Below are 25487 nucleotides of genomic sequence, written 5' to 3' on the forward strand. Positions count from 1 at the left end.
AACACTATTTCTCTTTATAAATACATTTACCATTGTTGCAGCTATATTGATAAGCTCTTCCTTCGCTATTCATACGGTATGAGTAATCTGATTCTTTATCTTTCTTAAAGTCAACGTACGCTTCTGCACCGTTTTTATCATCATCTATATCAATGAATTGAACGGATCGTATAGAATAATCTTCCTTTTCACTTAATCCCTTTTCTTGCAAATTTTTATGTATACTGTCTACTAACTCGTCAAACAATGACCAGTTTAAATTAAGATTTTCAAATGACTCAGTATGTCTTCCTAAAATGCCTTCGTCTTGTATTATTTTATTATTATCGTATGTATAAGAGTATGTAAAATAGGGTTCGTCTTTATATACTACTGTTGCATAATAGCCGATATTATAAAGGGGAGTATATTTTCCGGTTATGCTTTGTATTTCTTTTTGCTTATATCCTTTTATAGTATGGAGATAGTCGCTAGTATCTTTTTCTATTACTTTATAATGTAGTGGATTACCAAATATAAAATACATAGCCAAAAATATGATACATAGTCCGACTGCAGTTAGTGATAAGAACCATTTTTTTCTTTTCATACACATACACGCTCCTATGCTGAATTTATTTTTATTTTATATGAATAATGGAAAAAACATGATACTTATAAATAAAAACTTTTTATAGTTACCTACAAGTAACCTACGCACATGAAAGTGCATCATTGCCTTTTTACATAAACATAGATACAATTTTAATATAATACATAACTGAGATGATTAAGGAGTGTTATACTTGGCAGAATTATTACAAGGCAAAAATGCTTTAATTACAGGAGCAGGTAGAGGGATTGGTCGCGCTGTCGCAATCGCATTAGCGAAAGAAGGCGTAAATGTAGGACTATTAGCTCGTTCAGAAGAAAACTTAAAAGCAGTAGCGAAAGAAGTAGAAGCAGAAGGTGTAAAAGCTGTTATTGCAACTGCTGATGTTTCTTCATACGAAGAAGTGACTACTGCGATTGAAACGTTAAAAAATGGTTTAGGATCTATCGATATTTTAATTAATAACGCTGGTATTTCTAAGTTCGGTAAGTTTTTAGAATTAGATGTTGCTGATTGGGAAAAAATCATTCAAGTAAACTTAATGGGTGTATATTATGCAACTCGTGCTGCTTTACCAAGCATGATTGAACAACAATCTGGTGATATCATTAACATTTCATCTACAGCAGGACAAAAAGGTGCACCTGTAACAAGTGCATATAGTGCTTCTAAATTTGGTGTTCTTGGTTTAACAGAATCGTTAGCGATGGAAGTTCGTAAGCATAACATTCGTGTAACGGCTTTAACACCAAGTACAGTAGCAACTGATATGGCTGTTGATTTAGGATTAACTGACGGAAATCCTGATAAAGTTATGCAAGCTGAAGATATTGCAGAATTTATCGTAGCACAGCTGAAATTAAATAAACGTACATTTATTAAATCAGCTGGACTTTGGTCTACTAATCCATAAGAATTACATTTATTAATAAAAGAAGGGATATCTATTCTGTAATGGGATAGATGTCCCTTCTTTATTTTTTTTGTTTAAGACAGAATTTTCTGTATAATCAAAAGGGAATGGTAGAAAGCATTGGAAAATTGAAAGGGGTGGTATTTGCATGATTGGAATTGAGAAATGGACGGCTGTTGATCAATATATGAGTGATGTATTAATACCGAAAGATTCTACATTAGAAGGGGTTCTTCAAACTAATGCTGCAGCTAATTTGCCAGCACATGATGTATCACCAACGCAAGGTAAGTTTTTACAACTATTAGTACAAATTCAAGGGGCCCGTAATGTTTTAGAAATTGGTACGCTAGGCGGATATAGCACGATATGGATTGCTAGAGCATTGCCATCTGGAGGCCGAGTTGTTACATTGGAAGCAAGTGAAAAACATGCAGAAATTGCACGTAGCAATATTGAGCGTGCTAATTTGACTGATAAAATTGAAATACGAACAGGATTAGCGTTAGATTCTTTACAACAAATAGAAAACGAGAAGTATGAACCGTTTGATTTTATTTTTATAGATGCTGATAAACAAAATAACCCTGCTTATTTTGAATGGGCACTAAAACTATCACGACCGGGTACTGTAATTATTGGGGATAACGTAGTACGTGAAGGAGAAGTTATTGACAATACTAGTACCGATCCTCGTGTACAAGGGATACGTCGTTTCTATGAATTAATAGCTGATGAGCCACGTGTTAGTGCTACAGCGCTTCAAACTGTCGGAAGTAAAGGATACGATGGGTTTGTAATGGCAGTAGTAAAAGAGTGATACCGTTCGAAAGTCTATTATATTTATAGTAGACTTTAGGGGAGTGAGAGATAATGAATGAAGCAGCACAACAATACTGGGCGGAGTATTGGAAAGATGCTGAGATACCAAAAACGGTGAGTGCTTGGAAATTTGGTGATACCGCAAATCGTCTTGCTAAGCAAGTAGTTGACGGAACGAAAACGGCAACTTGTTCTGCATATCTCTTCTATGAATTAAAGAATGTACCGTTACCAACTACAGAGGACTACTCTGTTATTTTGGATTACGATGAAAATCCGGTAGCAATTGTAAAAACAATTGAAGTAACAATAGTACCTATGAATGAAATTACAGAAGAGTTTGCAATTGCTGAAGGGGATGAAAGATATAAAAAAATAGGAGGAGAGAAAATGAAAAAGAAATTTCAAAAATTATAAAATGTATCTTGTACAACGCAGCTACCTCGTGGACCTCCAACATACTTGGAAATATAAGTTTATATAAAAATTGGAGGTTAGGAATAGATGAGAACTGAAAAAGAAATGTTAGACTTAATTATAAATACAGCAAAAGAGGATGAAAGAATCCGAGCAGTTATCATGAATGGATCACGTGTAAATTCAAATGTGAAGAGAGATTGTTTTCAAGACTACGATATTATGTATGTTGTACATGATATACAATCTTTTACGTCTAATCATAATTGGATTCATAGATTTGGAGAAATAATGATTGTACAAATGCCAGAAGAAATGTCATTAATTCCAGCGGACGAAGACGGGAAATTTCCGTATTTAATGCAGTTTATGGATGGAAATCGAATTGATTTAACGCTCGTTCCATTTGATTTGATAAATAAGTTCGTTGGACAAGATAGTTTAAGTAAGCTGCTTCTTGATAAAGATAATTGTATTGTTGAATTTCCACCAGCAAGCGATAAAGACTACTTAATAAAGAAGCCTACAGAAAAAGAGTTTTTAGATTGCTGTAATGAATTTTGGTGGTGTAGTACGAATGTAGGGAAAGGACTATGGAGAGAGGAACTTTCTTATGCGAAAGGGATGCTTGATGGTCCAGTACGAGATATGTTCATCGTAATGCTAGAATGGCATGTTGGTATGAAAACAGATTTTACAGTTAATGCAGGTAAGTTTGGAAAGCATTTCGAGCAATATGTTGAAGAAGATATGTGGAAGCAATTTAAAAAGACATTTTCTAATGCAGAATACGAAAACATATGGGGCTCATTCTTTGTCATGGGTGATTTATTTAGAGAAGTGGCGAATGAAATTGCTAACACATATGGATATCAATATCCGCAAGATGATGATGATAAAGTGACGAACTATTTAAAACATGTGAAAGCTTTGCCAAAAGATAGTACATCGATTTATTAATAATATAAAGCAGTAAGACTGTCCTGTTAACGGACAGTCTTATTTTTGCTTATGAATAACAATTTCTCTAACAAAGTGCAGATGAATCACATATGAAAATTTAGGGAGGTTTTTATCATGTATTATTTTTATTCGCCAGAAATGTTCGTTCCATATCAATGGGGACTAGAACGAGATGTTTCGTATGCTTATATGCCATATAACTCATTTTATTATGGAGACTATAAAAGCTCATTACCTTACGTATATACCCCTCAAAATTATGAAGTACCAATGAAAGCATATGAGCGTGGATCATGGACACCATTTTCGTGGGTCGAAAAATATGCGTATGCATTTTCAGGTTCTTACAATAAAGCGGAAGTAGCCCTTACATTTGATGATGGGCCAGATTTAGTCTTTACGCCAAAAATATTAGATAAGTTAAAACAACATAATGTGAAAGCGACTTTCTTCCTGCTTGGTGAAAACGCAGAAAAGTATCCAAACGTAGTAAAGCGTATTGCAAATGAAGGGCATGTAATTGGTAATCATACGTATAGTCATCCGAATTTAGCAAAAGTAAATGACGTTGAGTACCATAATCAAATAATAAAAACGGAAGAAATATTAAATCGTTTAGCTGGTTACGCACCAAAGTTTATACGTCCGCCATACGGTGAAATACTTGAAAATCAATTAAAATGGGCAACAGAGCAAAATTTTATGATTGTACAGTGGAGTGTTGATACGGTTGATTGGAAAGGTGTAAGCGCTGATACGATTACAAATAATGTGTTAGGGAATTCATTTCCTGGAAGTGTCATCCTCCAGCATTCAACACCAGGTGGACATTTACAAGGATCTGTAGATGCACTAGACAAAATCATTCCGCAGTTAAAAACGAAAGGGGCACGTTTTGTAACACTTCCAAGTATGTTTCAGACATCAAAAGAAAGAAAGTGAATGTGTTATAAATTGGAAAAAATAGGGTTATGCCGTATAATGAAAGTGTAAGTTTAGGAGGGATATAATTGATTTATGCACTAGTAAACATAGGAATAAGCATATTGATTGGAATTATATTTATACTTGCGGCACTTATCCTTCAAAAAAATCCACCGACAGATATTAATGCGGCATATGGTTATCGTACGAAACGATCTATGAAAAATAAGGAATTATGGGATGCGGGTAATAGGTATAGTGCAGCAGTGATGAAGCAAAATGGATTCATCATGATGTTAATTGGGAGTGTTATTAGTATACTGTTTAGATATCCACATACAATGATAGCGATTATGGTGGTTATGCTGTTATTAATTATGCGTTTATTTATACAAGTAGAGAGTAGATTAAAAGTACTTGAGCAATAATGAAAAATAGGACTCCACGCAATATGATGCTGAGAGTCCTATTTTATTTATAAACTATTATTTTTTAATACTTCTTTTCCTTGCTCTATAACAAATTCATAGTATGCAAGATCATACGGATAAATATCTTCAAATGTTATCGTAATCGGTGTATTGTTTAAGACTGAAATAGTCTTTAAAGATGAAATTTCTCTTTTTAATAGTTGTAGAAAAGAAGTTGCATGTACTTTCATCACATCGTCTACTTCTTCACCTGGTGCGAATGGAAGTGGATTGATAACATTGTGAAAATACATATGACAAAATTCACGATCAGTAAGATTTGAAATTTCATAATCTATTTTAAAGATGCCTTTGTATATTAAATCAGTAGTTTGAAAGGAAAGCCCCAATTCTTCTTCGATTTCACGAAGGCCACCAATTTGTACATCTTCATCATGCATAATATGTCCAGCTGAAGTAATATCCCATATACATGGAGCTTCTTTTTTATTTTTAGAGCGTAATTGGAAATATAAGAACATATCTTCAGCATCTTTTTCTACAAACCAACAATGAAATGTTTCGTGCCAATCACCGTCACGATGCACTTCATCACGTAATTTCTTCCCAAGTGTATTTCTTTCAGGATCAAATATTGTTAACCACTCTGTCATTTTAATTCCCCTTTCTGCAAATTTCATTATACAATATTTGTATTGAATTTTGGGAAAATAAAGAAAAAGGAGTGGTTATAAGTGGGGATAGAGCGTGCGGAAATAAAATCGATTATTTCAACAGAGGAAGAGCTACGGAAAATATTGGGGCAACCAAGTGAGCGAGCGTTAAAGAAAGTTATTTCATCATTAGACCACCATTGCGTAGATTTTCTGTCTAAATCTCCTTTTCTAGTATTATCTACTGCAAATAAATTAGGAGAGTGTGATGCTTCGCCGAGAGGAGATGCACCTGGATTTGTATACGTATTAAATAATAATAAAATTATCATTCCAGAAAGACCGGGCAATCGTCGTATAGACTCCATTTTGAATATTATTTCAAATCCACGTGTAGGACTAATCTTTTTTATTCCAGGTCTTGGGGAGACGCTCCGGATAAATGGCCGAGCGTATATTACAAACGACGAAGAAGTTTTGAAAGAAATGCAGGCGAATGGACGTAATCCGTTGCTTGGAATTGTTGTTGAAATAGAAGAGTGTTATATTCATTGTGCAAAAGCTTTTATTCGTTCTAAGATGTGGGATTCAGAATCTTGGTTAAATAAAAAAGAGTTACCTTCAGCAGCAAAAATGTTGCTGGAGCATGCGAAAGTGAATACTTCAGAAGAAGATGTTGCTCGTTCTTTAGAGGAAAGTTATACAAAAAGATTGTATTGAAAATTTTATTGATATAGTTTTGTAAGGTGGATATGTACGGGTTTTAGAATGGGGAACTTATCCCGCATTAACGGGCAGTAAGACCCCTACCTTAAAATTCAGCGTAAGTAAAGAAGTTAGGTGGGTATCAACTGCCCGTAAAAGCCCGATTGGTTCGACTAATAATCAGTGGGGATGAACAAAATCCCCACTGATTAAAGTTTCACTTTATATATGAACCGTTGATTTATAAACTGGAGAAGTAACAAAATAGGTAAATTGAGTGGCGGTTGCATAATGCTATTGTAAAATATAATAAAAAAATTCTTGAAAATAGTTAGTAAAAATAGGCTTGCTTTTTAAAAAGTTGATAACTATAATAAGTTAACAAATAGACATGAACGAAAAAGTAACGATAAGGACAAGAAATCATTTTTACGGTTTACAGAGAGGGAAGTCTAGGGTGTGAGCTTCCTAACACGAGAAATGATTTTACCACCTTTGAACTTCAATAGTGAACGAGTAATCTAGTAATTATTGACGGTATCAGCCGTTATCTGAACTTGAGCAATCTAGAAGGAGATACGTCTAGATTGGAACAAGGGTGGAACCACGAAAACACATTCGTCCCTTTCCTAGGGGTGAGTGTGTTTTTTTACGACCTTAGAGATTGAAAATTTAAAATGATTAAAAAATAGTATTGATTTTGTTTTTTATGCGAGTATAATGAGTTAACAAATAAACATGAACGAAAAAGTAACGATAAGGACAAGAAATCATTTTTACGGTTTACAGAGAGGGAAGTCTAGGGTGTGAGCTTCCTAACACGAGAAATGATTTTACCACCTTTGAACTTCAATAGTGAACGAGTAATCTAGTAATTATTGACGGTATCAGCCGTTATCTGAACTTGAGCAATCTAGAAGGAGATACGTCTAGGTTGGAACAAGGGTGGAACCACGAAAACACATTCGTCCCTTTCCTAGGGATGAGTGTGTTTTTTTATTACTTTGAAAGGAGGTGCTTGTAACATGAAACAATTTGTACGTACGGAAATAACCACCACCTGCATGGCCAAAGAGCAGGATAAGGTGATTTATAGGTGTAACAATTAAACTTTTAGGAGGAGATTAGAAGATGAATAACGTTATAAATGTTGGGGTATTAGGTTTAGGTACGGTCGGAAGTGGTGTTGTTCATATTTTGAAAGAACATTATAAAAAAATCGCTCTTGATACAGGATACGAAGTGAAAGTGAAAACAGTCGTTGTACGTGATTTGGAAAAAGAACGCGATGTTTGTATTGATGGAATTGCAGTAACAAGTCATGCAGATGAAGTTCTAAATGATTCAAATATTGATATTGTAGTAGAGGTAATGGGCGGAATTGAAGAAGCAAAACAGCATATTGTTAAGGCTTTACGAAATAAAAAACATGTCGTAACAGCAAATAAAGATTTAATGGCTGTATATGGTGCGGAGCTTCTTCAACTGGCGAACGATAATGATTGTGATTTATGTTATGAAGCGAGCGTAGCAGGCGGTATTCCAGTGTTAAGAGGACTAACTGACGGGCTAGCATCAGATCAAATTGAAAAAATAATGGGAATTGTAAATGGTACAACAAATTATATGTTAACAAAAATGAGTCAAAATGGGTGGTCTTATGAAGAGGCTTTACAGGAAGCTCAAAAATTAGGTTTTGCAGAATCGGATCCGACAGCAGATGTAGATGGACTAGATGCGGCGCGAAAGGTAGCAATTCTTGCAAACTTAGGTTTTTCGATGAATGTTTCATTAGATGATGTGCAAGTAAGAGGGATTCGAAAGGTTGAAAAAGAAGATTTACAAATGGCTGAAAAGTTAGGATTTACTATGAAGTTAATTGGGAAAGCAGAAAAACAAGGATCAGCCATTCATTTAAGTGTAGAACCGACACTTTTACCAAGTCGTCATCCATTATCGAATGTAAATAATGAATTTAATGCAGTATATGTTCACGGTCAAGCGGTAGGAGAAGTAATGTTTTACGGACCTGGAGCTGGAAAGTTGCCAACTGGTTCTGCTGTAGTAAGTGATATTATTTCCATCGTTAAAAATATGAATCAAGTGCCGAAAAATAAAAGTGCGTTAAAAGAACCAGTTCCTTATGAATTACAAGGTGATGAAGAAGTAGTTTCGAAATATTTCTTGCGTATTTCATTACGAGATGAGCCTGGGATGTTACAAAAAATAACAGAATGTTTCGTTAATTACTCTGTAAGTTTAAAAGAAGTTATTCAATTACCTTTAAACCGTGAACTGGCAGAAGTTGTTGTTGTGACACATCGAACTTCAAAGTATCAATTCGAACGAGTTTTAGGAGCGATAGAAGATGTCGCAAGTGAAATAAACAGTTACTACATTATCGAGGAGGAAAAACAATATGTATAAAGGACTATTAAAACAGTATGCTTCTTATTTACCGGTGAATGAAAACACACCTAATGTCAGCTTAATGGAAGGAAACACACCTCTTATTCCGTTATTAAATATATCAAAGCAATTAGGGATTCAGCTATATGGTAAGTACGAAGGAGCGAATCCGACAGGTTCTTTTAAAGATCGTGGTATGGTGATGGCAGTTGCTAAGGCGAAAGAAGAAGGTTCAGAAGCAATCATTTGTGCATCAACAGGTAATACATCAGCATCAGCTGCAGCATATGCGGCACGCCTTGGGATGAAATGTATAATCGTCATCCCTGAAGGAAAGATTGCGCATGGAAAATTAGCGCAAGCGGTCGCTTATGGAGCTGAAATTATTTCAATAGAAGGGAATTTCGATGATGCACTTAAGGCTGTAAGAAATATTGCTGCAGAAGAGCCGATTACATTAGTAAATTCAGTGAATCCTTATCGAATTGAAGGACAAAAAACAGCAGCATTTGAAATTTGTGACCAATTGCAAAATGCACCAAATGTTCTAGCTATCCCTGTTGGGAACGCAGGGAATATTACAGCATATTGGAAAGGCTTCTGTGAATATGAGAAAGAAAAAGGTTATAAGAAGCCAAGAATTCATGGCTTTGAAGCAGAAGGAGCAGCGGCAATTGTAAAAGGGCATGTAATTGAAGAGCCTGAAACAATTGCAACAGCAATTCGCATTGGTAACCCAGCAAGTTGGTCGTATGCAGTAGAGGCTGCCGAGCAGTCTTGTGGTGAAATAGATATGGTATCAGATGAAGAAATTTTACATGCGTATAGGTTATTGGCAAAAACTGAAGGAGTTTTCGCTGAACCGGGATCAAATGCTTCATTAGCCGGCGTAATTAAACATGTTAAATCTGGAAAAATCAAAAAGGGAGAAACAGTTGTTGCAGTATTAACTGGAAATGGTTTGAAGGATCCTGATATCGCTATTTCTTCAAATCAACTAGACATCGCAAGTTTGTCAAATGATATAGAACAAATTAAAGATCATATTAAAGGGGTGATTATGTCGTGATACCATTAAGCGTTCGTGTCCCTGCTAGTACGGCAAATGTTGGTCCTGGATTTGATTCAGTTGGAATAGCTTTGTCATTGTATTTGGATGTGGTGGTCAAAGAAAAAGCTGATAAATGGCAAGTAATCCATTCCTTTGAAGAATCAATTCCGACAGACGATAAAAATTTAATCGTTAGCACGGCATGTAAAGTATGTCCTTCTATATCACCCCATATAATAGAAGTTACTAGTAATATTCCATTAACAAGAGGGCTAGGAAGTAGTGCATCAGCGATTGTAGCTGGGATAGAGGTTGCGAATCAACTAGGAAATTTGAACTTAACTGCTGATCAAAAAGTTCAAATTGCTACAAATTTTGAAGGACATCCTGATAATGTTGCTGCCTCCATTCTAGGAGGAACTGTAATCGGAGCGCTTGATGGAAAGAATGTTTCGGTTGTAAGAATTGAAAGTAAGGAATTAGGTGTAATTTCTCTTATTCCGAATGAAGAGTTAAATACAGAGGAAAGCCGATCTGTATTACCAGATGTGTTTCCGTTTCATGAAGCAGTTAAGGCTAGTGCAATCAGCAACGTATTAGTAGCTGCGTTTTGTCAAAAGAAGTGGGAAGTTGTAGGTGAAATGATGGAAAGAGATCATTTTCACGAGCCGTATCGTTTAGAACTCGTACCGTTATTACCATCTATTCGTAAATGTGCAAAAGAATTTGGTGCATACGGCACAGCACTTAGCGGTGCGGGACCATCTATTTTTATTTTAACGCCGTATGAGAAACGTCAAGAAATCGCTGAGCAATTAGCGAGAGTATTTACAGATATGAAAGTATGTGAGCTTGAAATCGACCATAAAGGTATTATTGTAAATAAGGAAGAGCATATTGGATTATAAAGAAAGCTGGCATGGCTAGCTTTCTTTACGTTGCAAACCTATTTTAAATTAGGTTTTTTCGGAAAAAATATAAAACAAATGTTAATTTTGAATAATGTAGCAAAGAGTGCATTCATTTTGGGGGTGATTAAATGAATAAAGATTCACCAGAAGAAAAAAGAGAGCGTATGAGACAAAGTGAATTAAAAAGTAATCCTACTGGTTCTTTACATGACGGACTCAATAGAGCGGAAACAGGTAGTCCAGTTGATATAGCAGGCGGTATGAATTGGAAAAGTACAGGGATAATCATTTTAGTACTACTTTTAGGATACATTGTATACACTTATTTTTTCAGTTAAAGAATGCTTGTTAAAATTTTGATTTGTTTAGTTTCATAATTGTTGAGAAAAAAATGCAGTTACTGTATTACATATCTTTTAAGCGAATTATAGTTGTTCATATCAATTTTTAATACTCCAAATAGAGCTAGCAAAATGCTAGCTCTATTATTTTTTGCCACATTCCTGTAACAAACCACCTGTATATTCATTGGTGGAGGTGCAGAGGATGAAAAAAATGATAGCGATATGTCTTCTTACAACTATGTCATTTTCGACTTTAGTCGGTTGTGACGTAAAAGGTAGTAATGCTGTACAAGAGTCTAAAATAAAGAAAGCGACGTATAAAGATTTTACTTATGATGTAAATCCAGAAACATTCACATTAACTGTAGAACATGAGGGTGTAAAGGAACAGGCATCACAACCCCTACCGAAAATGAAGGTATCGAATGTAAAAAAAGAAAAGGATCGTACATCGTGGGAATATCCAGATCAAAAAGTAAAAATAAAATTAGAAAAGAAAAAAGACCACTTAAACATTGAAGTGGAATCGACTGGTGCAGAAAGCTTTACATGGCCGAAAGTAGAAGCTGAAAATTATACACTTCCGTTATGGGAGGGTAAGCAAATTCCGAGCAATGATGAGAATTGGAAGAAGTTTTTAAAGGATGATGCATATTCATTTGCTGAATCATTTTCTATGAAGTTTTTCGCATTAAATGGTTCGAAATATTCAATTGTATATATTGCAAACAATATGTTTAATAATGAATTGAAATTTCATTCGGATCCGAAAATAGGATTTGATTTTACACATGAATTTCCGAGCATAAATCAAAATAAAACATATGGATTTCAATTATATGTGACAAATAATGATGCGGTAAGTATTGCTAAACTGTATAAGGATGATATTGTTCGAAAAGGTGAATTTAAAACATTACAAGAAAAGGCTAGAAAAAATAAAGAAATCGAAAAGTTATATGGAGCGGCGCATTTTTATTTTTGGAATCAAAATGGTTTATCAGAAAATAATATAAATTGGCCAAAACTAAGGGAGCAAATAAATAGCCCGCTGTTTAGTCATATAAAAGAACTTATTCAAAAGAATAGTTCAGAGCCTGGGGAACTGAATGTATTAGATCAAGTAAGTAAACAAGATTTCATTGATAAGTATCAAAAAAATGTTATTTTACGTTATATAAACGAAGTATTATCCATGAAGGAATTTTATAAAGAGGATATTTTTCAAAACGTTGACCAGGAAGCTAGTGTGCTATTAAAGAAAGGTGTAGGTCACTTAACGAATACAGAATTGTATAGCTTAAATAAGCATTTATTAAAGTCGCTACTTGGCGATGCGGTTGAAGAGGTAAGTAAATGGGGTAATGCAGATGGAACGGACATACTAAAGGAAATGACAGAGGCCGGAATAGAAAAAGCGTGGATTGGTCTGCCGAACTGGGAACAAGGATTTATGCAACCGAATTTCGTGGCAAAAGCTAAGGAAATGGGGTATTTAGTTGGTCCGTATGATTCATATCATTCCATTCACGAAAAAAGTGATAAAAATTGGAACACAGCATCCTTTAATGACCCATCATTATACGAAGAGGCTACTGTAACGAAGAAAAACGGAGAAAAGGTGCAAGGCTTTTTAGGCAGAGGTCGCAAGTTAAACCCGACTTTATCGCTGCCTAGTGTAAAGGAACGCATGAATGATATATTACAAAATGGTCCTAAATATAATTCGTGGTTTATTGATTGTGATGCGACAGGTGAAATTTACGATGACTATTCAGCGAAACATATAACGACACAAGAGCAAGATTTAAAAGCACGTTTAAAACGAATGGACTACATTGCGCAAGAAAAGGGTATGGTCGTTGGTTCTGAAGGTGGAAATGATTTTGCTAGTAGTACGATTGCATTTGCACACGGAATTGAAACACCTGTTATTAAATGGGACGATGAAGATATGCGAAAAAATAAAACAAGCCCGTATTATGTCGGTGGATATTGGTCACCAAATCAAAATGTTCCCGAAAAATATGCAAAACAAGTACCATTGAAAGAAGAATATAAACAAGTATATTTAAACCCAGTATATTCGGTACCATTATATAAATTAGTATACAATGATTCCGTTATTACAACGCACCATTGGGAATGGGGAAGTTTAAAGGTAAAAGATGAAGTTGGAAATCGAATGCTGTCTGAATTATTGTATAATGTTCCTCCGTTGTACCATTTAGATGAAGTAGAGTGGAATAAACATAAAAAAGAAATTACAGAGCATCTAAAAGTTTGGAATGAAGTTCATGAAAAAGCAGTAAAAGAAGAGATGACGAATTTTGAGTATTTGTCAGAAGATAAGCTAGTACAATCTGTTTCTTATGGAAAAGATATTAAAATCATTGTGAACTTCTCAAATGAAGACATGGAAGTAGAAAAAACGAAAATAAAAGCAAAGTCGGCTTTTATTGATAATCAGGGGAAGAAAAGCATGTATACGCCGTTTGAGAAATAATAACGTGAAATATATTGTATTCATAGAGGTTTTATCATTAGCTGGACTCTTTATTCATATCGTTTATCTGGAAAAAGATATCCTAATTTAAAATGAAAGAGTTAATGAATTTATAAATTTGCATGTTGCGAAGTGCTAAATTTTTGAAATTGGTAAATAGTGACTTGCCAAAAATAAGTACGAGAGTATAATGTGAAATGGAATACATATTGGGTTTAAGTAGTAACCTTACAAAATTGTAAGGTTAATGAAAGGAAATTCAATATGAAGATAAATAGACTTACATTATACTTGGTAAAGAGAAAGAGAGGCGAATGGGTATGAGCTCTGAATTAGAACAAAATACGAGAAGTAATAAAAAGCGTTCTAAAAGAAAGTCAATAAAATGGTTCATATTAATTCCATTTTTCCTACTTATTTTTGGAGGAGTAGGATATGGTTCGTTTATATATAATAAAGCAAAAGCTGTTGTAAATGATGCGTATGCAAAAATTGAAAAGTCATCAAAGCGTGATAAAGAAGTTGAACCTTTAAAGGATAATATTTCAATATTAATCATGGGTGTAGATGGAAGTGAAATGAGAAAAAGCCAATATGGCGAAGCAGTTCGAACAGATGCACTTTTATTAGCAACAATTAATAAAGATGATAAATCTGTTAAGCTAGTAAGTATTCCACGTGATTCACGTGTTTATATTCCAACTAGAAAAAAATTAGATAAAATTACTCATGCTCACGTATTTGGTGGCGTAGAAAGCACACGCGATACGGTGGAACGATTTTTAAATGTACCTGTTGATTATTATGTGAAGTTTAACTTTGAATCATTCGTACAAATTGTCGATTCAATTGGTGGTATTGATATTGATGTACCAGTTACTTTCACTGAACAAGATAGTAAAGACCAAGCTGGTATGATCCATTTAGAAAAAGGTTACCAACATTTAAATGGAGAACAAGCACTTGCACTTGCAAGAACGCGTAAAATTGATAGTGACGCAATGCGTGGACAGAGACAGCAACTTGTAATAGAAGCAATTGCCAAAAAAGCGATGTCTGTTCAATCAATTAGCAAAATGGGCTCTTTACTAGATGCGGTTGATAAAAACATGAAAACGAACTTAACATTTGACGATATGCTTGCCATTACAAAAAATATGGCAGGATCTAATTTGGAAATGGAAAAAATGCAAATAGAAGGTACAGATAAACGTATCGGTGGTATTTATTATTACATTCCAAATGAAAAAAATGTAAAAGATATTTCAAAAAAATTAAATGATCATTTAGGTGTAACGCCAAAACCAGTTCGAAACGAATAATAAAAAAAGATTGGCTTTTGCCAATCTTTTTTTTGAAGTGGATTAGCAACTTTTTAATAACGGTTTTTTGTTGCGGAAAAATTATACTAAAATCATTTTAATTTATATAAACAAAAGGTGTAATTATACGATATACTAGAGGGGACTATTTGGAAATTAGCTCCTAAAGTTGAAGGGAAGGAAATTCAATTTATTACTATTTATAGAACAATTGAATTGGTGGAAATTGAAACAGGTTAAAGAAAGACTGTTCAAAATGCAATTACATATTTATACACAATGAAGCGATTAAGGTGAAAGACGAAGAGATAGTAATTGCGAAAGATCATGTATCATATATTGACCAGCTATTTTACCAGATTAATAATCATACAATAGGTGCTTAGCTATCGTCAAAAAAATGGTGGACCTTCATGGAGATACGTTTAGTCGTATAAACACATGGAACAATACTTTTGATAAAACTCCCATTATAATACAAAAAAATCTGTTTACATGGTGAAATAAAAATAAATAGATGTATAATTATATTGGGCGATTTATATATAAGATTAATAGGGAGAGGAATTCGATAGAATGGAAAAAGCTTTAAAAATTAAACAAATAGTAGTCGTTTTAATAGCGATTGCCGCAGTAGCTATTGGGTATTACATGTTCCAATCAATTACTTCACCAGCAAAAGCTGTCGCGAAACAAGAAAATGTAGTGCAGCTTGCAAGTGAACAGCCGAAAGTTGAAATGAATAAAACGGCACCAAGTCGTTTTAATGGAAAAGAAAGAAAAGTTGCTTATCTTACATTTGACGATGGGCCAGGGAAATATACGGCTGAATTATTAAATACGCTAAAACAACATGATGCGAAGGCAACGTTCTTTTTAATTGGAGCGAATGTCAAAGAATTTCCTGATTTAGTGAAACGTGAAAATGCTGAGGGTCATTATGTAGGCATGCATAGTATGACACATAATTTCGCAAAGTTATATAAAAATGGCGAGTATGTAAATGAGATGAAAGAAGATCAAGGTTTAATCGCTAATATTATTGGGAAATCACCTAAATTAACACGTCCTCCATATGGTTCGATGCCTGGATTGAATGAAGGTCTTCGAAATAAAGTGGTAGAAGGCGGATTTAAAGTATGGGATTGGACAATTGATTCATTAGATTGGAAATACAATAAAATGCCAGTTGATGCAGCTGCAGCACAAATTGCTCAAAACGTATTAACTAACGCAACAAAACCACAAGAAGTAATTTTAATGCATGATATTCACCCACAATCAGTTGCTGCTGTGCCAGCAATTTTAAAAGGGCTAAAAGAAAAGGGTTATGAGTTTGAAGCTTATCATGAAGAGAGTCACTTTCCAGTGAACTTCTGGCATGATAACCGTATGTAATGGAGGAATGAACGTTGAAGTATGGAAAAGTAGCAGTAGTTGGAGCATTATCAGTAGGACTTTTAACAGGTTGTTTCGGTGAAAAACCAGAAGAAAATTTATATACAGCTTTTGAAACAGCAGCAACACAAGAAAAATCTTTAGTGGATGAAGCAAAAAAATTAGAGCAGTTAGAGAAACAAGGTCAAGAACTATATGCTCAAATTTTGCAAGAAGGTAAAGATCATAATGAAGCAGTTGTGAAGAAAATAGAGCAAGCTACTGCAAATGTAGATGATCGTGAAAAAGTATTGAAAAGTGAGAAAGAAATGCTAGAAAAAGCACAGAAGGAAACGAAATCTGTTCAAAGTAATATAGAGAAGATTGAAGATAAGAAGTTACAAAAACAAGCAAAAGCAGTAGAAGAGTCGTATAAGAATCGTTATGATGCATTCAAAAAGATGAATGAAAATTACACGAAAGTGTTAGTGACTGAAAAAGAACTGTATGAAAAATTAAAAGTAAAAGAAACGAAATTAAAAGAAATCGGTGAAAAAGTTAAAACTGTTAATGAATTAAATGTGGAAGCACAAAAGTCGAAAGAGCAGTTTAACAAATTTACAAAAGAGTATAATGACAGTAAATTAGCATTCTACAAAGATGCAGAAATTAAGATTAAAGATCAGAAATAAAGAAGAATCTAAAGTGTAATAAAAAGCCGGAGAAACATCGTAATAAATGTTTTTTCGGTTTTTTACGTTAAATGAATAGAAAAGACTGGAATTGATATCATAAAAGAGTTATAGTGAGTTATTCTAAGGGAAACATTGTAAAGTAAGGAGAATGGAAATATGTCATATGAATTTTTACTCAAATTAGGTTTAGCACTCTTTTTAGGATTATTCATCGGGATAGATAGGCAGCTAAAGAATAAACCACTTGGTGTGAAAACAAGTATGGTTATTTCTGTAGCAAGTTGTTTAATTACGATGGTTTCAATTGAATCTGTGCATGTATATTCTGTTCCAGGACATACAAATATGGATCCGATGCGACTGGCTGCTCAAATTGTTAGTGGAATTGGTTTTCTTGGCGCAGGTGTCATTTTACGAAGAAGTAATGACGTTATTTCTGGATTAACGACAGCTTCTATGGTGTGGGCTGCTTCAGCTTTAGGGATTGCAATTGGTGCGGGATTTTATTTACAAGCGACAGTTGCTATGGTTTTAATTATTTTAGCGATTAATGTACTTCCGCAACTTGTGAAAATTGCAGGACCGTATTCATTAAGACAAAAGGATTTATCTATAAAAATTACTGTTAAAGAGCATCATGAGTTAGATGGTATATTTAAGCAAATTAAAAATTTAGGCATGCATGTGAAACGCGTGAAAATTAAAGATATAGATAGTGGAGCATTTCAGCAACTGGAGATGGTTATTTTAGCTCCAGAAGATTTATATACAACAGAGTTATATAGTTCCCTGAAAGAGATTGATCGAGTAGTTTCAGTTGAAGTGGAAAGTAGATAATTGTGATAAAAAAGAGTGAAGTGAAGTGAACTGCACCCCAATTGTTAGACACAGTCTAACAATTGGGGGTGCAGTTTTTCTATGGCTAAATTTACAGCTGATGAAAAAATACAAATCGTTCTACGTTATTTGAACGGAAATGAAAGTTATCGAGAAATAGGTAGATCGCTCGGTATAAATGACACAATCATCTTGAATTGGGTAAACCAATATAAACAGAATGGTCTGGAAGCTTTTCTAAAACGATGTACAAATTACACACAACAATTTAAACTAGACGTACTAAACTTTATGATTGAAAACGGTATGTCCTTATTTGAGACGGCAGCTATCTTTAATATTCCTGCCCCTTCAACGATTTCTGTTTGGAAAAAACAGCTCGAAACACAAGGAATTGATGCTCTTCAATCTAAGAAAAAGGGGCGTCCATCCATGAAAAAAGATTCAAATAAACAATTAAAACAACCTTTAGCTGAAGGGTCAGTCGAAGCACTTGAAGCACGCATTAAACAGCTTGAGATGGAAAATGAGTACTTAAAAAAGTTAAATGCCTTAGTTCAAAACAAGGAAAAATCACAAAACAAGACAAAGCGCAAGTAGTCTACGAATTAAGGCATAAATATTCGGTGAAGGCACTCGTGGAGCTAGTTACTATTCCTCGAAGCACGTATTATGATTTAGTAAAGAAAATGAATCGTCCAGATGTAGATGCCGATTTGAAAGCTGAGATTAAAGCGATTTATGAGGAAAATGAAGGTCGTTATGGTTACCGTCGCATTCGTGATGAATTAACGAATCGTGGCCAGAAAGTGAACCACAAGAAGGTTCAGCGCATTATGAAAGAGCTTGGGTTAAAGTGTGTTGTGCGTATGAAGAAATATAAATCCTATAAAGGAAAAGTCGGTAGAATTGCACCTAATATTTTAGAGCGTAATTTTTATACAGATGCACCGAATCAAAAGTGGGTAACAGACATCACGGAGTTTAAATTGTTTGGAGAAAAACTGTATGTATCACCTGTATTAGATTTGTATAATGGTGAAATTATTACCTATACAATTGGTTCTAGACCGACGTATTCGCTTGTTTCAGACATGTTAGAGAAAGCATTGGAACGTCTACCTGAAACCCACCAGCTACTGATGCATTCGGATCAAGGATGGCATTATCAAATGAGACAGTACGTCCGTACACTTGAATCAAGAGCTATCGTCCAGAGTATGTCTCGAAAAGGCAACTGTTACGACAACGCAGTAATAGAAAATTTCTTTGGGATTATGAAGTCGGAGTTCCTCTACATAAAAGAATTTGAAAATGTAGAGCACTTTAAAATAGAATTAGAAAAATATATAGATTATTATAATACGAAACGGATTAAGGCAAAATTAAAAATGAGCCCGGTACAATACCGGACTCACTTTTATCAAGCTGCCTAATGAAATAACCGTGTCTAACTTTTAGGGGTCACTTCAAATTCACTCTTTTTTATTTGGATTTTTAAGGAATGAAATTGATATAATGATGAGTAACGAGGGGGAGAAATGATGGGAATACATATTAGAAGAGCAATAAAGGATGATATACCAGGTATAGCAAAGGTGCATGTTGATAGTTGGAAAACAACGTATAAAGGGATATTTGCTGACGAAATTTTAGATAATATAGCATATGAGAAACGAGAAAAACAATGGGAAGATATTTTTCAAAAAGAAGGTAATCATCAATTTAGATTTGTAGCAGAGAATTCAAATAGAGAAATAGTCGGATTTATCGATGGGGGAGTAGAAAGAACTGGTACATATAATTGTGACGGAGAATTATATGCAATCTACCTTTTACAAGAGTATCAAGGAATGAAAATAGGACAAAAGTTATTTCAAGCTTTATTATCGGATTGTATAAACAATGATATGCAATCACTTTTAGTTTGGGTTGTTACGAATAATCCTTCTACAAAGTTTTATGAAAAATTTAACCCTGAAAAAATTGATATGAAATTTTTAGAGAGAGTAAAGATAGAAGAAACAGCGTATTGTTGGAGAGATTTGAATTTGTTATACAAACAGTTATATAGATTTGCTTAAATAATATTATTATGTAAACTTTATGTTTGAAAGAGGTATACCAATTAAGGTATACCTCTTTTGTTTAACCATTTTGGATAGATTACTAATGAAAAATAGTAAGTATGTACTTTGAAACTGAGTATTTCTTTCGCGTATTTTTAACTAGATTAAAGAAAAGCGAGAAAACAAGGAAAATTAAATCAGATAAAAAAATTCTGAAATATACTATTGAATTGAATATCATTATCAATTAGAATCATAATTGATAACGACATTCAATTATCGTTTATTATATAAAATTTCGATAGCTTTAATATAAAGAGGAGGACCAACATGCAGCATGCGAAACAAATCGCAGAACATGCAACATTACAAAGCTTTTTAAACTGTTATTTAAGAGAAACAGGGAGTGGAGAATGGATTACAGAGGATGAAAGAATGAAAAGTATCTTCAGTAATACGTTGAATAGAGATACAGTCCCCACATATTTATGTTGTCGGCTATCGGCACAGAACGTTACTTTGTATGGAGAAGTTATATATAAATCATCAACAGATCGTCATTTGTTTGGAGAACAATTTTATTATCAAATTGGAGATAGTAATTCTGTTATTAAAGCAGATTACGTTACAGTTATTACATTTTTAATAAAAGAGATGTCTATCAACTACGGAGAAGGGACGAATCCTGCGGAACTTATGCTTCGAGTTATCCGTAGTTGTCAAAATATTGAGGGATTTACAAAAGAGAGAATAAAAGATACGTCCGCATTATACGGTTTCCATACAACTTTTATAGAAGCGGAGCAGTCTTTATTATTTGGGCATTTAACTCATCCTACACCAAAGAGTAGACAGGGGATAGTGGATTGGAAAAATGCAATGTATTCTCCAGAATTAAAAGGAGAATGTCAGCTTCATTATTTTCGGGCCCATAAAAGTATAGTAAATGAAAAATCATTATTATCAGATTCTACAACAACGATTATAAAAGAAGAATTAAGTAATGATGAGATGGTTAGTAAGGAATTTATAGCGAAGTACTGTAAGGAAGATCAATATGCATTAATTCCAATTCATCCGCTTCAGGCAGAATGGCTCTTGCATCAAGCTTACGTACAAGATTGGATAGTTCAAGAATTGCTTGAGTATATTGGTCCTGTAGGTAAGTATTATATGGCAACATCATCACTAAGGACGCTATATCATCCCGATTCGAAGTATATGCTTAAGTTTTCATTTCCGGTGAAAGTAACGAATTCAATGCGTATTAATAAACTGAAAGAACTTGAGAGTGGTCTTGAAGGGAAGGAAATGTTAAATACGGCTATTGGTGAAGTACGAGAAAGATTTCCAGGCTTTGATTTTATTTGTGATCCAGCCTATATTACATTAAATTATGGAACACAAGAATCTGGATTTGAAGTGATTATTCGCGAGAACCCTTTTTATAGTGAACATGCGAACGACGCAACATTAATTGCTGGGCTAGTTCAAGATGCTATACCTGGGGAGCGTACGCGGTTATCAAATATTATTCATCGCCTAGCAGATTTAGAAGGTAAAAGCTGTGAAGAAGTAAGTTTAGAGTGGTTTAGACGATATATGAATATTTCTTTAAAGCCGATGGTATGGATGTATTTACAGTACGGTGTTGCACTAGAAGCTCATCAGCAAAATAGCGTTGTGCAGCTAAAGGATGGTTATCCGGTCAAATATTATTTCCGTGATAATCAAGGATTTTATTTCTGTAATTCAATGAAAGAGATGCTTAATAATGAATTAGTTGGTATTGGAGAACGTACTGGAAATTTATATGACGACTATATTGTGGATGAGAGATTTCGTTACTACTTAATTTTCAATCATATGTTTGGCCTCATTAATGGTTTTGGCACAGCAGGATTAATTAAGGAGGAAATTCTTCTCTCGGAATTAAGGTCTGTACTTGAATCATTCCTTCCGTATAACCGGGAACCTTCAACATTTTTAAGAGAATTATTGGACGAAGATAAGTTAGCGTGTAAAGCAAATTTACTAACGAGATTTTTCGATGTCGATGAGTTAAGTAATCCATTAGAGCAAGCAATTTATGTGCAAGTACATAATCCGCTCGTTAGAGAAGTGGCTGTTCGTTCATAAATAGCGTTAAAATTTCACGTAATACAAATAATGGTATTTTGTCATAAGGTGGAGGGTTTTATGAGAGTGGACATGTATCATACGAAAGTATTGAAGGCGCTCGAATCAGAAGATTACATTTCAGTACGAAGAAGAGTGCTACGTCAATTAGTAGAATCGTTAATTTATGAGGGGATTATTACACCGGTTCGCATAGAAAAAGAAGAACAATTTCTTTTTATAATACAAGGACTTGATGAAGAAGACAAAAGTGTCACGTACAAATGCTATGGCAGGGAACGGATGACATTTGGACGTATTTCTTTAGACTCATTAATAGTAAGAGTCCAAGATGAACAGCAAGAAATACAATCTGTCTCGCAATTTCTAGAAGAAGTTTTTCGGGTTGCTAGTGTAGAACAAGCTAAATTAGATTCTTTTATGCACGAATTAGAACAAACAATATTTAAAGACACGATTGCACAATATGAAAGAAATAATAAGAAAGAATATACTCAAAAATCTTACGATGAGTTTGAAAGCCATTTAATAGACGGCCATCCATATCACCCTAGTTATAAAGCACGTGTTGGATTTCAATATCGTGACAATTTTCAATATGGATATGAATTTATGCAGCCAATAAAACTCATATGGATTGCAGCGCATAAGAATTATGCGACTGTAGGTTATGAGAATGAAGTGATGTATAACGACCTTTTAAAAGAGGAGATTGGCGATCGTAAATTAGAAGAGTTTATGGAACGAATTCGTAATAGGGGATGTTATCCAAAACAGTACGTGTTTATACCTGTTCACCCATGGCAGTGGGAGAATTTCATCATTTCAAATTATGGGGATCATATACAGGGTAATTTTATTATTTATTTAGGAACATCAGAGGACGATTATTGCGCGCAACAGTCAATGAGAACGTTAAGAAATATTACGAGTCCAAAGAAACCGTACGTTAAATTATCGATGAATTTACTCAACACTTCAACACTCCGTACACTGAAACCATACTCTGTTGTGAGTGCACCAGTAATATCAAATTGGTTAAATGATGTTGTAAGTAATGACGCCTATTTAATGGATGAAGCACGTTTAATCTTGTTAAGCGAGTTTTCAAGTGTAACGTATGACACGAATAAGAAAGCTATATATGGTTCATTAGGATGTATTTGGCGCGAAAGCATTCATAAGTATTTAGATGCACAAGAGGATGCAATTCCTTTTAATGGTTTATACGCTAAAGAGAAAGATGGTACACCAATTATTGATGCGTGGTTGAACAAATATGGAATGAAGGATTGGCTACAATTACTTATTCAAAAAGCGATAATACCAGTTATACATCTTGTTGTAGAGCATGGTATCGCACTGGAATCACATGGACAAAATATGATTCTAGTCCATAAAGAAGGGGTGCCTGTTCGTATTGCGTTAAAGGATTTTCATGAAGGGCTTGAGTTTTATCGTCCATATTTGAAAGAAGTTGACAAATGTCCCGACTTTACTAAAATGCATAAAACATATGCGAATGGAAAAATGAATGATTTCTTTGAAATGGATCGCATCGAATGTTTGCAAGAGATGGTGTTAGATGCACTTTTCCTGTTTAATTTAGGAGAATTAGCATTCGTACTTGCGGATGAATATGGATTGAAAGAAGAACATTTTTGGATGATGGTTGTTGAAGAAATTGAAGATCATTTAAGAATATATCCACATTTGAAAGGTAGATTTGAAAATATTCAATTATATGCACCTACATTCTATGCTGAACAATTAACGAAACGTCGATTATATATGGATGTGGAATCGCTTGTTCATGAAGTTCCAAATCCATTGTATAGAGTAAGACAACTTATGAAACAAAAATCAGTTGTTACAGGGGGAAATTATGCTAATCGTTAATAAACAAGAGTATAGCAAAAGTGATTTTGATTTGAGATTACAAGTTTATGAGGAAATGGAACAATTTCAAGAAGCAGAAGGAAATAGATTTGCACTTTGTCTGAAAGATCCATTCGATATTATTACGCTTGTGTTTTTCTTAAAAGAAAAGAAATCATCAGTATTACTTATACATGAAGATACGCCAAAAGAAACGGCTATTGAAATGGCAAAGCGTGCAAATTGTGTAGGAGTTTTATATGGAGAATATGGCGATTTTACAAAATTAGAAGTAGGGAACTTTTTACTAGAAGAACCTTCTTTATTGCAATATAGTTCGGGAACTACGGGAGAACCGAAACTGATTCGTAGAGCATGGACGGAAGTTGATACAGAAATTACTGCCTATAATGAAGCTTTAAACTGTGAAGTAGATGAAGTGCCAATCGTTATGGCTCCTGTTTCACATTCATACGGACTAATATGTGGTACGTTATCAGCAATTACGAGGGGGAGCAAGCCTGTAATCATTACGAACAAAAATCCTAAATTCGCATTAAATATAGTTCGTAATACAGAAAAACATATCATATATGCAGTACCACTTATGTTACACATTATGGGGAGTTTTCCATTAGGAACGTTCCAGTTTCATAAAATTATGACATCAGGATCGCCTTTGCCAGAAGCACTATTTTATAAACTAAAAGAAATGACAACATATATGATGCAGCAATACGGTTGTTCTGAAGCAGGTTGTATTAGTATATGCCATGATATGAAAAGCCATTTAGATTTAGGAAACCCTCTACCTCATGCGAGTATAAGCATAGGTTCAGAGGAAAATGCACCGGAAGAAATCGTCGTGAAAATGAACGGTAAGGAAATTTTCACGAAAGATTTAGGGTATAAATCTGAGCGTGGCATTCATTTTATGGGGCGTATGGACGATGTAATTAACGTTTCAGGATTAAAAGTCTTTCCTATAGAGGTAGAAGAAACGATGCTTCGATTGGAAGGTGTGCAAGAGGCAATTGTATATCGAGGGAAACATCCTGTGATGGGAGAAATAGTTAAAGCGAAAGTGATCTCTCATATTGATCCGGTGCAAATAAGAGAATGGTGTATTCAGCACTTACCTTCTTATAAAGTTCCTCATGAAATTGAAAGTGTAACTGAAATTCCGAAAAATAAAACTGGAAAAGTAAGTAGAAAGTTACTAGAGATGGGAGAGGTTACAACATGAGACGAGAAGCGTTAAAGAATGCAGTGTTAAAAATTATGGTAGAAAAAATGGAACTGAAAAATGTAACGTATTTAGAAGAAAAGATGCGCTTAAATCAAGATTTATATATAGATTCGGTAATGATGTTGCAGCTTATTGTATACATAGAAATGGATGTAAAGCTATGCGTTCCAGAGGATGAGGTAGATCCAAAGGCATTTCTTACTGTAGGATCTTTGCTTGATTTTATGGAGGAGTTACAGCCGTTGCATGAAGTAAATGTAAATAACTAACCTTTAAGAAA

At 34.3% G+C, this 25487-nt stretch carries 24 protein-coding genes and 2 other annotated features; of the genes, 22 read left to right on the forward strand and 2 right to left on the reverse strand.

Going from position 1 to position 25487, the window contains the following annotated elements; all coding sequences use genetic code 11:
• Positions 1-4 precede the first annotated feature (4 nt).
• The gene (locus AC241_RS09900; protein WP_002162839.1) at positions 5-595 is read right to left on the reverse strand and encodes a DUF3139 domain-containing protein; all 591 of its coding nucleotides are present in this window, start codon (positions 593-595) and stop codon (positions 5-7) included.
• 190 nt (positions 596-785) lie between these two features.
• Here AC241_RS09900 and AC241_RS09905 point away from each other — a divergent pair, with 190 nt between their 5' ends.
• From AC241_RS09905 to AC241_RS09930, 6 genes are all read left to right on the forward strand, one after another.
• Positions 786-1505, forward strand: a complete 720-nt coding sequence (locus AC241_RS09905; protein WP_000818985.1) for a 3-ketoacyl-ACP reductase — start codon at positions 786-788, stop codon at positions 1503-1505.
• A 148-nt stretch (positions 1506-1653) separates the two neighbouring features.
• Positions 1654-2325 carry an O-methyltransferase gene (locus AC241_RS09910; protein ID WP_000579239.1) on the forward strand — a complete coding sequence of 224 codons (672 nt, stop codon included), beginning with the start codon at positions 1654-1656 and terminating at the stop codon, positions 2323-2325.
• A gap of 53 nt (positions 2326-2378) precedes the next feature.
• Positions 2379-2744: an ASCH domain-containing protein gene (locus AC241_RS09915; protein WP_016082003.1), complete on the forward strand. Its 366-nt coding sequence runs from the start codon at positions 2379-2381 to the stop codon at positions 2742-2744.
• 87 nt (positions 2745-2831) lie between these two features.
• Positions 2832-3704 carry an aminoglycoside 6-adenylyltransferase gene (locus tag AC241_RS09920; protein ID WP_048564711.1) on the forward strand — a complete coding sequence of 291 codons (873 nt, stop codon included), beginning with the start codon at positions 2832-2834 and terminating at the stop codon, positions 3702-3704.
• A 117-nt stretch (positions 3705-3821) separates the two neighbouring features.
• Positions 3822-4649: a peptidoglycan-N-acetylglucosamine deacetylase gene (locus AC241_RS09925; RefSeq protein WP_000291212.1), complete on the forward strand. Its 828-nt coding sequence runs from the start codon at positions 3822-3824 to the stop codon at positions 4647-4649.
• A 68-nt stretch (positions 4650-4717) separates the two neighbouring features.
• Positions 4718-5059, forward strand: coding sequence for an SdpI family protein (locus tag AC241_RS09930; protein WP_000638559.1), 342 nt, complete (start codon positions 4718-4720; stop codon positions 5057-5059).
• 47 nt (positions 5060-5106) lie between these two features.
• Here the strand turns inward: AC241_RS09930 and AC241_RS09935 are convergent, their stop codons facing one another.
• The gene (locus AC241_RS09935; RefSeq protein WP_016082000.1) at positions 5107-5715 is read right to left on the reverse strand and encodes an NUDIX hydrolase; all 609 of its coding nucleotides are present in this window, start codon (positions 5713-5715) and stop codon (positions 5107-5109) included.
• An 81-nt stretch (positions 5716-5796) separates the two neighbouring features.
• Here AC241_RS09935 and AC241_RS09940 point away from each other — a divergent pair, with 81 nt between their 5' ends.
• The 16 genes from AC241_RS09940 (at position 5797) to asbD (ending at position 25476) form a co-directional block, all read left to right on the forward strand.
• The gene (locus AC241_RS09940; protein WP_016081999.1) at positions 5797-6435 is read left to right on the forward strand and encodes a pyridoxamine 5'-phosphate oxidase family protein; all 639 of its coding nucleotides are present in this window, start codon (positions 5797-5799) and stop codon (positions 6433-6435) included.
• Between the two features lie 382 nt (positions 6436-6817).
• Positions 6818-7049 (forward strand) — a binding site (T-box leader).
• A 115-nt stretch (positions 7050-7164) separates the two neighbouring features.
• Positions 7165-7396, forward strand: a binding site (T-box leader).
• 155 nt (positions 7397-7551) lie between these two features.
• Entirely contained in the window at positions 7552-8847 is a 1296-nt protein-coding gene (locus AC241_RS09945) for a homoserine dehydrogenase (protein WP_016081998.1), read from the forward strand.
• Positions 8840-9898, forward strand: a complete 1059-nt coding sequence (gene thrC, locus AC241_RS09950) for a threonine synthase (protein WP_050843305.1) — start codon at positions 8840-8842, stop codon at positions 9896-9898. Before AC241_RS09945 ends, thrC begins: the two co-directional genes overlap by 8 nt.
• Complete coding sequence (gene thrB / locus AC241_RS09955; protein ID WP_016081996.1) at positions 9895-10788, forward strand: homoserine kinase; 894 nt, start codon at positions 9895-9897, stop codon at positions 10786-10788. The genes thrC and thrB overlap by 4 nt, the downstream gene beginning before the upstream one ends.
• Before the next feature lie 131 nt (positions 10789-10919).
• Positions 10920-11129, forward strand: a complete 210-nt coding sequence (locus tag AC241_RS09960) for a DUF6366 family protein (protein WP_001030799.1) — start codon at positions 10920-10922, stop codon at positions 11127-11129.
• Between the two features lie 208 nt (positions 11130-11337).
• On the forward strand, positions 11338-13641 hold the full coding sequence (locus AC241_RS09965; protein WP_050843307.1) for a glycoside hydrolase: 2304 nt from the start codon (positions 11338-11340) through the stop codon (positions 13639-13641).
• A 320-nt stretch (positions 13642-13961) separates the two neighbouring features.
• Positions 13962-14963: an LCP family protein gene (locus AC241_RS09970; RefSeq protein WP_002093954.1), complete on the forward strand. Its 1002-nt coding sequence runs from the start codon at positions 13962-13964 to the stop codon at positions 14961-14963.
• 576 nt (positions 14964-15539) lie between these two features.
• A complete protein-coding gene (locus tag AC241_RS09975; RefSeq protein WP_000409482.1) occupies positions 15540-16361 on the forward strand; it encodes a peptidoglycan-N-acetylglucosamine deacetylase in 822 nt (273 codons plus the stop codon).
• Positions 16362-16375: 14 nt separating this feature from the next.
• Positions 16376-17032: a YkyA family protein gene (locus tag AC241_RS09980; RefSeq protein ID WP_016081993.1), complete on the forward strand. Its 657-nt coding sequence runs from the start codon at positions 16376-16378 to the stop codon at positions 17030-17032.
• Between the two features lie 159 nt (positions 17033-17191).
• Positions 17192-17872, forward strand: a complete 681-nt coding sequence (locus tag AC241_RS09985) for an MgtC/SapB family protein (RefSeq protein WP_000119510.1) — start codon at positions 17192-17194, stop codon at positions 17870-17872.
• Positions 17873-17953: 81 nt separating this feature from the next.
• Positions 17954-19308 (forward strand): IS3 family transposase gene (locus tag AC241_RS32810; RefSeq protein ID WP_155417050.1). Its coding sequence is split into 2 segments (ribosomal slippage): positions 17954-18407 and positions 18407-19308, totalling 1356 coding nucleotides; the frame shifts between segments, so codons are not numbered across the junction.
• A 105-nt stretch (positions 19309-19413) separates the two neighbouring features.
• Positions 19414-19956, forward strand: a complete 543-nt coding sequence (locus AC241_RS10000) for a GNAT family N-acetyltransferase (protein WP_050843309.1) — start codon at positions 19414-19416, stop codon at positions 19954-19956.
• Between the two features lie 315 nt (positions 19957-20271).
• Positions 20272-22080 carry an IucA/IucC family protein gene (locus AC241_RS10005; RefSeq protein WP_016081991.1) on the forward strand — a complete coding sequence of 603 codons (1809 nt, stop codon included), beginning with the start codon at positions 20272-20274 and terminating at the stop codon, positions 22078-22080.
• Between the two features lie 60 nt (positions 22081-22140).
• Complete coding sequence (locus tag AC241_RS10010) at positions 22141-23979, forward strand: IucA/IucC family protein (protein WP_050843311.1); 1839 nt, start codon at positions 22141-22143, stop codon at positions 23977-23979.
• Positions 23966-25204, forward strand: coding sequence for an AMP-binding protein (locus AC241_RS10015; protein ID WP_043935039.1), 1239 nt, complete (start codon positions 23966-23968; stop codon positions 25202-25204). Before AC241_RS10010 ends, AC241_RS10015 begins: the two co-directional genes overlap by 14 nt.
• Positions 25201-25476 carry a petrobactin biosynthesis protein AsbD gene (gene asbD, locus AC241_RS10020; RefSeq protein WP_016081988.1) on the forward strand — a complete coding sequence of 92 codons (276 nt, stop codon included), beginning with the start codon at positions 25201-25203 and terminating at the stop codon, positions 25474-25476. Before AC241_RS10015 ends, asbD begins: the two co-directional genes overlap by 4 nt.
• Positions 25477-25487 lie beyond the last annotated feature (11 nt).

The organism is Bacillus thuringiensis, assembly GCF_001182785.1.
In the GTDB taxonomy this organism is placed as follows: domain Bacteria; phylum Bacillota; class Bacilli; order Bacillales; family Bacillaceae_G; genus Bacillus_A; species Bacillus_A thuringiensis_S.

Coding starts and splice junctions, on each gene's coding strand:
- AC241_RS10010 (WP_050843311.1), top strand. CDS start 22,141: ATGAGAGTGGACATGTATCATACGAAAGTATTGAAGGCGCTCGAATCA.
- thrC (WP_050843305.1), top strand. CDS start 8,840: ATGTATAAAGGACTATTAAAACAGTATGCTTCTTATTTACCGGTGAAT.
- AC241_RS09945 (WP_016081998.1), top strand. CDS start 7,552: ATGAATAACGTTATAAATGTTGGGGTATTAGGTTTAGGTACGGTCGGA.
- asbD (WP_016081988.1), top strand. CDS start 25,201: ATGAGACGAGAAGCGTTAAAGAATGCAGTGTTAAAAATTATGGTAGAA.
- AC241_RS09900 (WP_002162839.1), bottom strand. CDS start 595: ATGTGTATGAAAAGAAAAAAATGGTTCTTATCACTAACTGCAGTCGGA.
- AC241_RS10000 (WP_050843309.1), top strand. CDS start 19,414: ATGATGGGAATACATATTAGAAGAGCAATAAAGGATGATATACCAGGT.
- AC241_RS09960 (WP_001030799.1), top strand. CDS start 10,920: ATGAATAAAGATTCACCAGAAGAAAAAAGAGAGCGTATGAGACAAAGT.
- AC241_RS09965 (WP_050843307.1), top strand. CDS start 11,338: ATGAAAAAAATGATAGCGATATGTCTTCTTACAACTATGTCATTTTCG.
- AC241_RS09985 (WP_000119510.1), top strand. CDS start 17,192: ATGTCATATGAATTTTTACTCAAATTAGGTTTAGCACTCTTTTTAGGA.
- AC241_RS09925 (WP_000291212.1), top strand. CDS start 3,822: ATGTATTATTTTTATTCGCCAGAAATGTTCGTTCCATATCAATGGGGA.
- AC241_RS09920 (WP_048564711.1), top strand. CDS start 2,832: ATGAGAACTGAAAAAGAAATGTTAGACTTAATTATAAATACAGCAAAA.
- AC241_RS10005 (WP_016081991.1), top strand. CDS start 20,272: ATGCAGCATGCGAAACAAATCGCAGAACATGCAACATTACAAAGCTTT.
- AC241_RS09970 (WP_002093954.1), top strand. CDS start 13,962: ATGAGCTCTGAATTAGAACAAAATACGAGAAGTAATAAAAAGCGTTCT.
- AC241_RS09915 (WP_016082003.1), top strand. CDS start 2,379: ATGAATGAAGCAGCACAACAATACTGGGCGGAGTATTGGAAAGATGCT.
- AC241_RS09910 (WP_000579239.1), top strand. CDS start 1,654: ATGATTGGAATTGAGAAATGGACGGCTGTTGATCAATATATGAGTGAT.
- AC241_RS09935 (WP_016082000.1), bottom strand. CDS start 5,715: ATGACAGAGTGGTTAACAATATTTGATCCTGAAAGAAATACACTTGGG.
- AC241_RS10015 (WP_043935039.1), top strand. CDS start 23,966: ATGCTAATCGTTAATAAACAAGAGTATAGCAAAAGTGATTTTGATTTG.
- AC241_RS09975 (WP_000409482.1), top strand. CDS start 15,540: ATGGAAAAAGCTTTAAAAATTAAACAAATAGTAGTCGTTTTAATAGCG.